This is a genomic window from bacterium, from assembly GCA_016708315.1.
In the GTDB taxonomy this organism is placed as follows: Bacteria; Zixibacteria; MSB-5A5; order CAIYYT01; family CAIYYT01; genus JADJGC01.
In genome coordinates this window covers 24,286-37,619 of record JADJGC010000010.1, presented here as the reverse complement: position 1 = coordinate 37,619, position 13,334 = coordinate 24,286, and the positions used below count along the sequence as shown (strand labels likewise).

Genomic DNA, 13,334 nt, shown 5'->3' with positions numbered 1-13,334 from the left:
AAAAATGCCCGGTTGAGAATATACTGAAAATCGAACGGCGCCATTCCTTTCGGAACGGCGCCGATTGTTTTGCTTAATTAGAAATCAGATTAGAACGGATTGCACGGCGGAGGGGCTCCACCGGCAAAGACATAAGCAATCAGGTACACCGCATCAGAAATACCGACCGCAACGTCGCAGTTAGCGTCGCCGGCATCCAAAACCGGAACCGGAGTTGGGCCACCGGCGAAGATGTACGCGATGCAGTAGACGGCGTCACTGACCGTGATCGCGCCGGAGTTGTCGGCGTCGCCATGCATGATCATGACTTCGACGAGCGCAGTGTCGGCATCGGACACACCGGATAACGAAGTCGCTTCAGCAAGTAGAGTGACGTTGTTGAAGACGCTCGGCAGCGTTCCTGCCGGACAGACGACCTGGACATTCACCAGTGACGATTGAGCCGGATTCAGTGCTACTGAAGGCACTGATGGCGTCACGGTCCAGCCGAGGGAGTTGCCGGCTGTCAGGTTGAAGGTCTCCGCGTTGGCTCCTGAATTCTGGACAAGGAAGTAAGTTGAAGTCGACGAATTCGAATAAACGCTATCATCAGCCACTGAATTGACATTTACGGCTACGGTTGGTGCGTTAGTGTAGGTAGCGCCGTAGGAGTAGCCTTTGTCATTGAGAGTCTGGCTGACGTTGGTGATAACCATGACCAGTGAACTCCAGCTGTTCGCGCTGTAGAGGGTGAAAGTACCGTCTCCGGAACCGTTCAGGACCATAGTTGATTCAGCGTAAATATCGGAAGGCGAGCTTTTCCAAGGCATCATCGTTACAATCCACGGTGTCGTGTTGTCACCGTTAAATGTGACGGTAATCGAGTTGGCATCGCCGGGGATGTTGAAGAGGACATAGTTGGAGCCCATGGCATCAGGATATTTGCTGGCAATGGGAAGTTGTCCTACAACTGGATAGGTATTGTGCGTGCGCACCAAGCTGATTAGCGGGTAACGAACTGCTTCCTCGAAATGCAAGCCGTCGTTGCGCGTGTTGGTGATGAAGTTCCAAGCAGCAAAGCGCGCGTAATTCGGATTGAGTGTAGTGCTGTGGGCTGCAAGTACGGTTGTGAATGCTGGATACGGCGACGTGCTGATCAATTCATCCCAAATATCCGGCATAATGGCAGCACCGAAATTTTGGACGAGATAGACCGGCCAGATGAATGCGGCATATAGATGCAGGTCGGTCGTTGAGTGAAGCGACCAATCGGGATTTGAGAACCAATCGCTGCAATAGTTGTAGTTATCGTTGACCGGGTCATAGACATAGTCTTCCATCCAAGTGGCGGCAGCTTCCATGAACCAGACGTTTTCGCCAACGTCGTACGCAAACTGGACGGCGTGGTAGTATTCGTGTGCGCAGGTAACTTTGGCGGCGCCTTTGACGTCGCCTTCCGGGTCATCGTTAGCCGGGAATCCGACAAAGTTGCGATGAACCGAAATATAACTGCTGGCATCATTCCAGGCATTGGGGCCGGCTGTTTCCGGCTGAGTATATCCGTAGTAGCCCATTTCTTCGGTGTAGATATCGTAGCGACCATCACCGCCGACGACGCCATCAGATGGCGGAGGCAGGTGACCGAGATTGGTGATTTCTGCGCGATATGAGCTGTCGCAATAAGCGGCTATCCACTCGACGTAGTCGGGGATGCCATTTGCGGGCGCGGTATCGGTGGTCGGCACAGCGTGGGTGCTGGTTGTGTTGTACCAGATTTTGAACTGGCCGCCGGGAGAATTGTAGCTGAAGGATCTTGTCGGGCGCGCCATGATTTCTCTAAACATCGCCTGACTTTCTGAGTCAAACAGCTCCCAGTTCTGACGGACCTCGAGCAGAATCTCGGTGGCGCACTTATTGGTTTCGATAGCTGCGGATTGCAGGTGAGAAGGCAAGGCGCCCTGGTTTTTGATCGACTGCACTTCAAGCAGCAGACGTTCCTGGACGGTCATATTGCCTTTGGAATACTCATCCTGAATCAACTGGTATGATGATTTTTGCGCTGCGAACGCCGTTGCTGTCGCAAGCGACAACAATGCAACGAACGCCAGTGCAGCGCGTTTCAAGTGGCTGTTAAAGTGCATTCCGATCTCCTATTCTGCATCGGTTAAAAATCACAGGGTGGGCTGCCGCCGCCAAAGATGTAATTGACAATATGGACGACATCGCTCACTGACTGCAAGCCGTCGCAATTGACATCTGCGGAAACAATCGGTTTTGGCGCAATCCCGCCGGCAAATATCCAATTAATCATAAACACTGCGTCGGAAATACTCAACGTGTTGTCGCCGTCAACATCGCCGGCAACACGAAAATACAAATGGTAAGTATAGTTGTAGTTCGAACCAAAATGGGTGGCAACTGCAGGCTGAAAAGTTACCCGCAAAACATTTTCAAAATTCGGAATGCTGATTTTGACTGCACCATTGATGATCGGTGCGATAACGGAGTCTGTGTATTGTCCGGCGCCAAAGTCGATTGTGTAAGCGACACCCCAAACAGTCGCCGAGAGTCCGGTGAATTCGAACACCAGCATACCGTCGTAACCCTGGAGATTCTCGACAGCTATGTAGTTGGCGCCAAACGGTTCCGGCGGCAGACTGGAGAAATTGCTGGAGTCGGGCAGAGTATAGTGATGCTGCATCACGTTGACCTGCGGGTATTCGGAGCCAGTTTCAAAGTGCTGGCCAATATCGCGGTTTCCGGTATGGTAGTTCCAATTGACGAAGCGAGTAAATTCGGTCTCGATGGTACTGCCGGCAGTATTGATCGCACTGCCCCACGCTGTAATCGCTGTTGCGTTACGGCAGAGCTCCCAAATTGTGCGCATTATTCCAGCGCCGAAACGCTCTTGAAGATACTTGGGCCAAATGAACGACGCGTAGCGATGTCCGCCACCGGCCTGCAGACCGACCTGTGTCACGTTGAAGAAATCTGGCAGATAGTTGTAGTTATCGTTGACCTGCGGATATGCCATTTCTTCCATCCAAGTTGAAGACATTTCCATAAAGAAGGAGACTTCCGAAACGTCATAGGAAAACTGGATAGCGTGGTAGAACTCGTGGGCGATGGTGACTTTCAATGCACCAAGGACAAGGCCTTCGGGATCGTCATTCGGCGGAAATCCGGGTGAGAAGGAATTGTGCACTACGATATGCGATGAGAAATCATTCCAAGGCTCGGGCCCGGCAATCTCAGGCGAAGTAAAGCCATAGTACGGTACTTGCTGGAAATAGAGATCGTATTGGCTTGATCCGCCAAGGTCGAAATCGGCCACCGGCGGCAAGTGCCCCAGTGTCACGACTTCGTACAGCCAACAAGAGTCAGCGATGTTTGCGGCACGTTCGATGAAATCGGGGAGACCATTGGAGTCAGCATCAGCAAGCGGAATGGCATTTGCACCTTCGGTGTCAAAGTGAAGGCGGAAATACCCCAAATTTGATTCGATGTACCACTGAGTTGTGGGACGCGCCATGAACATTTTCGAATAGCCGCTGTAGTCATCCGGTTTTTCGAGAATGAGGCTGAAAGCCTCGACAAGATCATCAGTGGCGCATTTGGAGATTGATTGCTCATTTGCGCGAAACTGTGCGGGGAGAGAATCGGGCGTGAGAATATCAACAGCACGATAGATCGTGGCGAGTTCGGAAGTGATAACACCTTGGGAAACTGCGACCGCGAAACGGTCGTTTTTGGAAGCTGGATGCACTTCTGCCTTGAGCGCGCACGGGGCGACTCCCCATAGCAATACTGCCAAGAGCAATACTCTAAACAATCTCAACAGGTCGACCTTCTGAAAATGAGGGTACAAATCGTGATAAGTACACCAGACAGGATAAGTTAATACGTTCATGTCAATTTGTCAAGTTCAAACTTATCAATGAGTTAGGCGCAGAGACGCCCCTGCGCAGGACTAAATTCTTACCTGTCATTACATTATCGGATTAGTACGCCATTACATGAAGTCTTCGGGGGAGTCATTTTGTGGATTGACTCGACGGCTCGGGCAGGTATCTTGCCCCAATGTCCCGCCATACGACCTACGTAATCCTGTTCTTAGTTACAGCTTCGACATTGGTACTTGAACTGTCAATGACCCGGCTATTCTCGGTCGTGATGTACTATCACTTCGCGTTCCTGGCAATTTCACTGGCGTTGTTTGGATTGGGCGCTTCAGGGCAGTATCTGTATTTGAGCAAGCGCGTTTTTGGAAGTGACGATACCCCTCGTGCCCTATCGACGATAGCTTTGTTGTTCGCGATCTCAATCATTGTGGCACTGTTCGTATCGCTTTCCCAGGCGATTTCGATGGAGTATTCGACTGCGAATGTGTTCAAACTGGGACTGATCTATGTATTCTCGCTGATTCCCTTTTTCTTCTCAGGGCTAATCGTTTCGCTGATCTTGTTTCAAGGCGCTCGCGATATTTCGCGGCTCTATTTCTGGGACCTTGCCGGCGCTGCGACCGGTGCGTTGGTGACGGTGCCAATTTTGAACGCGGTAGGCGCGATCAATGCACAGTTAGTTGCAGCGGTGTTGAGTTGTGTTGCTGCGGTAATCGCCAGCACAATCGCCAAGGGGCGACAAGCAATTGCCAGCTATGTTGTAGCGATCTTAGTCTCGGGACTGCTGTTGGTCAATTTCTACTCCCCTATCTTTGAAGTACGCTACACCAAAGGGATGGAGAAGCAAAACGTCGAACTGCAAAAATGGAATTCGTTTTCGTTCATCACGGTTCAAGGAATACCCGGAGAGCCGACTGCCAAGGTGATGGATATCGATGCTGATGCGCGGACATACATTATCCAGGATCCGTTTGCGCTTTACGGTGCAGACGTCATCAAGAGCGAGATTGCCAAGACAATGGTGTCGCATGTGCCCAACATTCTGCTCGATGATGCCGAGGTTCTGATAATCGGTCCCGGCGGCGGGATCGATGTCGTGTTTGCACTGGCGTGGGGTGCAAAATCGATCGATGCGGTGGAGATCAATCCGATCATCGTTGATGATGTGATGTTGGACAAGTACCGTGCTTACTCAGGCAATCTGTATGCACGACCGGATGTGCATGTCCACAAGTCTGAGGGCCGGTCGTTCGTCGCACGCTCGGAGAAACTTTACGATATGGTGCAGTTGACGTTGGTGGACACCTGGGCGGCAACTTCGGCAGGAGCATTCAGCCTCTCGGAGAACAATCTCTACACTGTCGAAGCGTTCACCGACTACATCGAGCGGCTTAAGCCGGATGGCGTCGTAGCGGTGACGCGCTGGCTGTCTGCCAAGCCTAAGGAAGGTCTGCGTCTGATGGCAATTGCGATGGAGGCGGCACGGCAGATGGGGATAGCCAATCCGCACCAGCATATTGCGATTGTCGGATCGAGTGCGGTTCCGGCAGTTGAGCAGGAAATGATGACGCTGATCTTCAAGAAGTCGCCACTGGAACAACAAGAGATTGCGCAGATCGGCGAGAGAGTAGCATTGATGAATGGACGGATGGTATTCAGTCCGGAAATGCGGGCGACCAATGAATTCACTCAATTTGCATACGCGCCGGATGTAAACAAATTCTATGAGCAATACGAATTCAATATCACACCGAGTACCGATGACCAGCCGTTCTTCTTTCACGCGCTTAAGGGAGCAAATCTCGCGAAGATCATGACTCTTGATCTGGAGTCGCGGAAGAACAACATCGGCTTATTCAACTTGTATGTCGCGGCGGTGCTGTCGCTATTGCTGGTACTGGCGTTCCTGATTGGACCGCTAGTGCTCTCGAAGACCGGACGGTTGATGCTGGGCGATTGGACGGCGATCCGGCCGTTGACATATTTTGTATTCATCGGGCTTGGATTTATCATGATCGAGATTGCGTTGATGCAGAAGCTGATTCTGTTTCTCGGACATCCGGTGTATGCGCTGGCGGTGGTACTAACGGTGATCTTAATATCTGCGGGGACAGGTTCGTACTTGACCCGGAACCACGATCACCAGACGAGCAGGCGCTATGGACGATTCCTTTTCCCGGCAATAATCGCCACCGTGTTGATTGTTACATTTTCATTACCGCTTCTCATAGAAGCCGCTTTCGGTTTACAATTGTTCTGGAGAATTGCGATTGCGGCGTTGCTGCTTACTCCGATCGGTGTATTGCTGGGGCAGCCGTTCCCGATCGAGCTGAAGGCGGTGGAGCACCACCGGCGGGAAATCATTCCGTGGGTGTGGAGTTTGAATGGAGCGGCCTCGGTGTTGGGTTCGGTTGCGGCGGTGGCACTGGCGATGGCGTACGGATTTACGGCGGTGGTGTTGATCGGGACGGGATGCTATTTGATGGCGTTCTTGGTGCGGGGGAAGGGTACCGACGCTGGTGTGTAGTCATAACTTTCTGGGGCAATGGCTTTACAGAGTTAGGCGATAGCGGCCCCAAAACAACTTAAGTTGCAACTTTAATGTTTAATTGCGACTTTAAGATTAAAGTTGCAATTAACTATGACGATTCGTATAATAGAGAGTGACGAAAGGCACGCCTATGAATACGAATCCTTCCCCTCATAAATCCGCCACAGCCGGAAGCTACATCGTCGAGGTCAAAGAGACGCTATCGGGAGCCCGAGAATTGCGAGAAGCGATCTTGACTTTGACCTACGCCCTACAAAACAGTCGGACACAAGAAGGGCTGTTGGTCATCGTTTCATCGCGGATGACAAGCGAGAGAATCGGCAGTGAATGGGAAAAAGCGCGCGGAGTATTCAGGCCTGAGATTATGAAGCGGGCGCATGTTATTCGCGTCGAACAAGGGAATTACATCGGGCTGCCGTCCAATTTCGGCAAAAAGGCTAAAGAGCAGCTTGATAAGATCGTAACTACATCGAGCGCGGGCAAGAGCCGGAATCGCGGGAGTCAATTTTCTCACTTCGAGATATTGCGGGTGCTGTTGTTGCGGTGGCTGAATAACGAGGGTCCGGTTACGTCGCGGCAAGTGACCATCGACACCGGATACAGTTACCCTACCGTGGCCAAGGCGCTGCAGCGGCTGAATCGATATCTGCGCAGGAATTCGGACCGAAGGATAGAGTTGACGAGATTCCCACACGATGAATGGGCTCGACTGGTCTCACTGACAGAAGACATTCGCGAATCAACTCGATTCGTCGATCGATCGGGCAGGCCAAGGACTACCGAATCGCTGTTGAAGAAACTGGCGCGGCTCAATCGAGAAGATATTGCCATCGGCGGGATCTATGGCGCAAAATTTCATGTTCCCAACCTTGATCTGATCGGAAGTCCGAGATTGGACCTGACAGTCAGTTGTTCCCACAAAGTCGCAGACTTCGAATTCGTCCGCCAACTTGATGCCGCGCTGGAGCAGAGTGATAACTTTTCGGAGCCACCGTCTGTGGTTGTGCATGTGGAGAGGAGCGCGAATCCTCAATTCTACATAGCACAAGATGGTCAGCAGTATGCCGACCCAATCGAGTGCCTCTTGGACTTGCATGAGGCACGATTGGAGGCACAGGCAGCGGAATTCCTTGACGAATTGATTCGGAAGCGAGTAAGCACAAATGGCTGACATAAGTCCTGAACAAACTCTTGAGAGAGTGGCAAGCGCCATTCCAGCGAGGATACGGAAACATATCACAATCGTCGGCAGTCTGGCTGCCGGATATGTGTTGCGGACGAAAATCACACCGGGTACGGTGCGGACGAAGGACATTGATTGCGTCCTCTCCCCTTTCGCGCAGGCGACCATTTCCGGAACGAGCATCACAACAACGCTACTCAATGCCGGATGGACTTTGCGACCAGACAGTGAGTTTCCCGAGCCGGGTAACAAAGAAACCGATCTCGATAAATTGCCTGTCGTGAGACTTTACCCGCCGGAATCGAGTGACTGGTTTGTTGAGCTACTCTCGGTCCCGGAAAGCAACTCCGGCGAATTCGAACGATTCAGACGACTTGAGGTCGACGCCAAGCGGCACTTTGTTCTGCCCAGTTTTAAGTTCCTACCGATTGCCATTTATGAACCGATTGCAACCTCTGTGGGAATTAGTTGTGCCCGCGTTGAAATGATGGCGCTTGCGAATCTTCTCGAGAATCCGACTATTCAGCAGACTCCGATGCGGGGACTGATTTCCAATCGCATCATTAAGCGCGGCAATAAGGATATTGGCCGGGCAGTTGCGCTGGCGCGAATTTGCGATGACGAAATCGAGACGTGGCCTGAACTGTGGCTAAAGGCGCTTAGGACGGTCTTCCCGGAAAATTGGTTGAAGTATGCAGTTCATGTAGGCGATGGGATTCAACAACTGGTCGAAAACGAAGGGGATCTTGAACAAGCCTGTCATACTTGCAACAACGGGTTGTTATCATTTGCTCCTGTAACTGTGGAGCAGTTTGCTGTCTCAATCAAGCGATTTCAGAAGGATTGCATCGAACCGTTTATCGAACTGTGCAGCCGCGAGTGATTAGAGTGATTTGAGAATCAGACAATTCAGATCAAAAAAAACCGGGGTCGAATTGCTTCGACCCCGGGCGTGAATTCTGGAAGGTTCACGAAGAGGAGATATTCACCTCACTTAAGCCAACTCTGGTCTATCAGGCCAACTCAAGTTAGAGTTCCAAAGTACGAGCACAGTGGGATGTATCGAGCAATCCATACTCGCCCTTCAAGATCTTGTCGACGATCTTGACGAACTTCCGTGTTACCACGGACTGCAACTCGTACGGGTGCCAGAGCTCCTTCTCCCCAATGGGAGCCAGCTTCTCGTTGGTCTTGCGACGTGGCATAATAATACCTCCAATCAGACGTTGTTGAAGTCAGCACCCGAATGATTGGTTGTGCGTGGCAAGCCCGCCTTAATGGGTGTATCTTAGAGAAACGTTGGGCGGTTCGTTGTGAGGGTGAACCTTCCACCTATTAGTTTTTTGACATACACTTCAACGATTAAACTTTGAGTGTAATCGATTGATCGCCCGCCACTTATAGATATGAACAACTTGTTGAGTAACTCCCAAAATGGCCGCTGAATCGCGTTCAGTCTTGCCTGAGAGCAGCAACAGCAAAGTCTGACGCTGGCGCTCGGACAAACTATGACGGATATGCCAAATCAGTTTGCGTTTGTAGTTGGAGTAGTCGCGGGCGGTGCTTTCGCCGGGGCGATGATACGCCGACATCTCCTGCGAGAATTGTTCGAGGATTTGCTGGTCAACAATGATTTCGGCAAACTGATATTCGCGCTTGGACATGTTACTGCCGATTGAGTTGTTAGTTAAAGTGACTGATGGAAGAAAGATAACGAAGCGACGTTGAGTGTCAAGTTAAACGATGTTTATTACTCGTCGCTGAGATGATACATCATGCCAAAATAGACGGGAAAGAACAGCATGTTCTTGCGCAAGGGGCCAAGCGTAGCGCCGGAAGTTTCCCAGGCGGAACTAAATGAATTGAGACTGACTGCTTCGATGGAAACGGTGAGGCTGATGTTTGGAGTGACTGAACCGTGGACACCGAGCCCGAAGGAGTAGACCGGTTTGGCGCCGAGGCTATAGTCTTTATAGACAACTTCGTCTTCCACAATCTGCGGCAAAGAGATGCGATTGGCTTCAAAGAGGCCGAGACCGAGTTTGACAAACGGGCGGTACTTCCCTGTCGAGACCATGTAGTATTGCATGAAGATTCCGCCGCGACGGAAGCGCACGCGGGACTCATCGACGCCATCCGGAAAAATGGAGACTGATTTCGGATGGAAATTCGAGTAGGAGAGTTCCATGCCGGCGACGGTGGATTTGGTGATGTAGTAGCCGAATTCACCTGTCAGAGTGATTCCCTCTTTGCGCCAACTGGAGGCAATGAGCTTGTAGTTGGCGTCTGCCAATGCGCCCATCGGATAGGAGATTCCGAGTTTCGGCGCGAAGAAGACGCTTCCAGTGCGGTCGATATCGACAAGGCGGTTTGTTGCCGTCAGAGTTGTCGAAAACAAAGCGAGAAGCGCGCAAATGAGATAATTACGCATACGAGTTTGTTATCGACAAATGAGCGGACAAGTTTATCGGGGGATTTTGGCGCCAATAGGCGCATTTTGGAGCGAGGGTTGTGCAGGCTGGGCGTATGAAGCGACCAATTGGAATGGCAATTTAAAGGCAACGCAGAACAAAGGTTGGGACAACTGTGGTTGTCGCGTTTACGGACAGGTTGAACATGGCGGCAGACCGCCGCTGAAGATGTAGTTGATGAGCAAGACGGCATCGGAAATAGTGACGGCCTGACTGCAATCAGCGTCTCCAGCAAGAATCGGCGAAGGCGCTGGACCGCCGCCAAAGATATAATTGATGAGAAATACTGCATCGCTGATGGTTACATTGCTGTTGCCATCGGCATCACCGCAGACAAATTGCGGACAACCGGCTTGATCGGATGAGATGTGTTGGCAGTAGAAGGTCTTGGCCTTGTCAACGATGGATTTCATTCCATCGAGATTGCCAGATAGTTGACCGGCAATTATGACGACGAATTTGAATGAATCTGCCGGTGAAAGAACGCTTTCGTGAACACCGGCGACAATGACAGAGTTTAAGTCGCCAATGGTCGGAGCGCTCTCAAATTTGTTAATTGCATTCATCTTGTTCCAGAGACTATCCGCGTGATAAGTGCGAAGCGGCACGACGTAACGGGAATTCTCCCAGACGAATCCGCCCGGTGCTTCAAGACCGTCCTCGCGGATTACCGCCAAGGCGGCATAGCGGAGCGTATTCGGCGGTGAAGTAGTTCCCTGCTGGTAAATCATCTGCCTGGAGTCATCGCCGCCGCCGTTATTGGTAAGACCAATGTCAGAAGGAATATCCCAATCGACGGCAAAACCAACGAGCATGTTCTCGATTCTGCCTGAGGTGTTTTCCGGTCCGGTGTAGATACTGAATTGTGCCAAGTAAAAGTCGGAGTTTGTAAGGGCTTTTGGCGCATAGTAGGTCACGCGAAACGCAATCGTCGAATCGCGATTGACTCCAGTACCGGTCGCAGTTCGGTAGTCAGGATCGCTGGTATCGACAGTCAAATTTGATTTGGCATAGAGTCTTCCATAGGGATTAGAGACGCTCGGCGCGCCGCCCGAACCCTGATAGATGAGCCAGCTCATGTTATCGGGATGGGTGCCAACAATCAAGGAGCCATCGCGCAGATAGTTCACGCCGGCTGCCGTGTACGTAAAGAGATTGCCCTGCTCGTAGACGCCAATACGACCAGCCTGATTGACATTAAGGCGGTTGGTGGCAGTGTTGATGGCGACATCGGTTGGCAGGAAGAACTCCTGGAAGTTATACAGATCAACAACGATATCAAGCGAAACAGCTGAGACGCCATTGTTGTACGCGAAGCTGACAACTGCCTGGTAGAGACCTTCGGTAGCGGGTGCATTAACGCGAAGCTTGATCGTATCTGCGAAACTGCAGCCGACCGGTACAGATGAATTTGGCGGATCATTCGGAAAACTAATCCAACCGGATCCAGAGAGGTAGTTGATTGTACGCGTGTAATTGGCAACCGCATTGCCGGCATTCACTATGACAATATTCGAATCGCGTTGCTGCCCCGGTGTGGTGTGAAATGGGTAATCAAGCGCAGCGGGGCTGGCGCTCAGATGCGAAGATGTGTTGGTTGAGAAACACGGGTAGCTCAAGTTCATGACGGGATTGTTCGTCCATGATCCTTCGGTATAAGCCACCGCTCCGGCGTCGCGATCGAGAATGTATTGGATACGCAGACTGTCAGTGACATACGGCGCTGACGACGACCAATGTTCGGAATTGCAGGCACCGGCGGCGCAGTTGTTGGAGGTCGTATTGGTCAGGTTGACCGGCGGTCCCCAGATGGCGCCGTTATTGTGCGATACTTGGGCGTAAATCTCGCCGTTTGCCCAACCGGCTGCCGAACAATCGTGAGGTCCGGGATCGCCTTGATCATCGCCGGTGAAGAAGGTGTAAGTGGCATAAAGCCGATACGAACCGGCGACAAAGCACTCGCTCAAGTTCATTTTCGAAATATTCTTGTTCCAAATCCCGCGCTTGCAATCGATCTCGGAGTTGTCGGCATCGGCGACGAGACTACGGCATTGCTGACAATTGTCCCAGTGATAAAGACGAGCGCCTTGATTACCTACCACGGAACTTGACGAGTCGAAGTATGATGTGGTCCAGAGAATATGCAGGCAGCCGTCGCTGGAATACAACGCAGAGAGATCGGTGTAGGCGCGTTCAAGATTAGCGCCAACGTAGTTGGTGATGTTGGTGGGAAGCATCCAGGAGGTCCCGAGGTCGGTCGACTCGGTGAATACGACATCATTATTGCGCTGTTGGATTGCATCGGCATGTGCGCCGTCAGCAGAACGGAGCCAGACGATGGCGACTTTATTGGAATTAGGGTCCTGCTGAATTACTGCGGAGACTGTGGTGGTGGAGTCGATCCACAAGCCGCATGTCGCTGATGGTGCGGTCATGCCGGCATTTGTCTTGTAGTACACGAGAGACAGATTGACCTGAGCGCCAGAGTACTCCGTGCTGACAACGTGGGCGATTGGTTGGTTTGAGCCATTGACATCTACGGCAATCTTGGGCCAGAAATATGGGCCATCAACGCTACCTGCACCGGAGACAACATTCTGGCAGTTGACACCAGCGGCAGGAAAGTTGAAGACAGAAAATGTCGACAGACCGAGGCCATCGCCACGCGCTAACTTAGTACGATTGTCATCGAGTTTATGATATGCCACAACTGCACGTCCGCTTCCGGTGGCATCATAACCAATTGATGCAAAGCCGGCGCCATTAGCAGCCGGATCAATACCGGCATTTGATGCTGTCATTGCGCCGGAGAGGCTGTAGGCATAGTAGCTCGTGTTGCGGTTCGATGCTGATCCGGCCGGCAAGTAGTTCCAAGCATTGTGAATCCAACCGCCTCCGATAACAATTTGGCGGCCCATCGAACCATTTTGCTGCATGTCGTTCCAGGTGGTTCCGACTTGCAGAGTTGAGTTGGGACCGAATCGGAAGAACTGCTCCGACGAGTTCCCTACTGCGACGGGAGGCGCGAGCTTGGATTCTCCGGGAGTAAGCGGCTCAAGCTGAGGATTTGCGATTCGATCTATAGAGTGTTCTGAAGATGCAATTGCAAAATTGGGTTGGAAGCAAAGCACAATAGCCAAAGTGAGAGCAAGGATCGCGGCAAACGTGCGGAAGATGTTCTGCTCGACAGATTTGGTCATTCAGCTATTTCCAAATGAGTGAAGTAGTTATGATTGCTCACCAATAGA

9 protein-coding genes are annotated in these 13,334 nt (G+C 51.6%); 3 read left to right on the top strand and 6 right to left on the bottom strand.

The window, feature by feature from the left end; translation table 11 throughout:
- Window positions 1–89: 89 nt before the first annotated feature.
- Entirely contained in the window at window positions 90–2,120 is a 2,031-nt protein-coding gene (locus tag IPH59_09645) for a hypothetical protein (protein MBK7091964.1), read from the bottom strand.
- Between the two features lie 23 nt (window positions 2,121–2,143).
- Entirely contained in the window at window positions 2,144–3,817 is a 1,674-nt protein-coding gene (locus IPH59_09640) for a hypothetical protein (GenBank protein MBK7091963.1), read from the bottom strand.
- 242 nt (window positions 3,818–4,059) lie between these two features.
- Here IPH59_09640 and IPH59_09635 point away from each other — a divergent pair, with 242 nt between their 5' ends.
- The 3 genes from IPH59_09635 (at window position 4,060) to IPH59_09625 (ending at window position 8,498) form a co-directional block, all read left to right on the top strand.
- Complete coding sequence (locus tag IPH59_09635) at window positions 4,060–6,408, top strand: hypothetical protein (GenBank protein MBK7091962.1); 2,349 nt, start codon at window positions 4,060–4,062, stop codon at window positions 6,406–6,408.
- 154 nt (window positions 6,409–6,562) lie between these two features.
- Window positions 6,563–7,603: a hypothetical protein gene (locus IPH59_09630; GenBank protein MBK7091961.1), complete on the top strand. Its 1,041-nt coding sequence runs from the start codon at window positions 6,563–6,565 to the stop codon at window positions 7,601–7,603.
- The gene (locus tag IPH59_09625) at window positions 7,596–8,498 is read left to right on the top strand and encodes a hypothetical protein (protein ID MBK7091960.1); all 903 of its coding nucleotides are present in this window, start codon (window positions 7,596–7,598) and stop codon (window positions 8,496–8,498) included. Before IPH59_09630 ends, IPH59_09625 begins: the two co-directional genes overlap by 8 nt.
- 145 nt (window positions 8,499–8,643) lie before the next feature.
- On the opposite strand, the gene IPH59_09620 is transcribed toward IPH59_09625, so the two are convergent.
- The 4 genes from IPH59_09620 to IPH59_09605 form a co-directional block, all read right to left on the bottom strand.
- Entirely contained in the window at window positions 8,644–8,820 is a 177-nt protein-coding gene (locus tag IPH59_09620) for a hypothetical protein (GenBank protein ID MBK7091959.1), read from the bottom strand.
- Between the two features lie 150 nt (window positions 8,821–8,970).
- Window positions 8,971–9,279: a hypothetical protein gene (locus IPH59_09615; GenBank protein MBK7091958.1), complete on the bottom strand. Its 309-nt coding sequence runs from the start codon at window positions 9,277–9,279 to the stop codon at window positions 8,971–8,973.
- A gap of 86 nt (window positions 9,280–9,365) precedes the next feature.
- Window positions 9,366–10,046, bottom strand: a complete 681-nt coding sequence (locus IPH59_09610) for a hypothetical protein (protein MBK7091957.1) — start codon at window positions 10,044–10,046, stop codon at window positions 9,366–9,368.
- A gap of 168 nt (window positions 10,047–10,214) precedes the next feature.
- Entirely contained in the window at window positions 10,215–13,286 is a 3,072-nt protein-coding gene (locus IPH59_09605) for a hypothetical protein (GenBank protein MBK7091956.1), read from the bottom strand.
- Window positions 13,287–13,334: the final 48 nt, after the last annotated feature.

Bases quoted from the DNA above. Each gene is read 5' to 3' on its own strand.
- IPH59_09645 (MBK7091964.1), bottom strand. From the start codon at position 2,120: ATGCACTTTAACAGCCACTTGAAACGCGCTGCACTGGCGTTCGTTGCA.
- IPH59_09635 (MBK7091962.1), top strand. From the start codon at position 4,060: ATGTCCCGCCATACGACCTACGTAATCCTGTTCTTAGTTACAGCTTCG.
- IPH59_09630 (MBK7091961.1), top strand. From the start codon at position 6,563: ATGAATACGAATCCTTCCCCTCATAAATCCGCCACAGCCGGAAGCTAC.
- IPH59_09625 (MBK7091960.1), top strand. From the start codon at position 7,596: ATGGCTGACATAAGTCCTGAACAAACTCTTGAGAGAGTGGCAAGCGCC.
- IPH59_09620 (MBK7091959.1), bottom strand. From the start codon at position 8,820: ATGCCACGTCGCAAGACCAACGAGAAGCTGGCTCCCATTGGGGAGAAG.
- IPH59_09615 (MBK7091958.1), bottom strand. From the start codon at position 9,279: ATGTCCAAGCGCGAATATCAGTTTGCCGAAATCATTGTTGACCAGCAA.
- IPH59_09610 (MBK7091957.1), bottom strand. From the start codon at position 10,046: ATGCGTAATTATCTCATTTGCGCGCTTCTCGCTTTGTTTTCGACAACT.
- IPH59_09605 (MBK7091956.1), bottom strand. From the start codon at position 13,286: ATGACCAAATCTGTCGAGCAGAACATCTTCCGCACGTTTGCCGCGATC.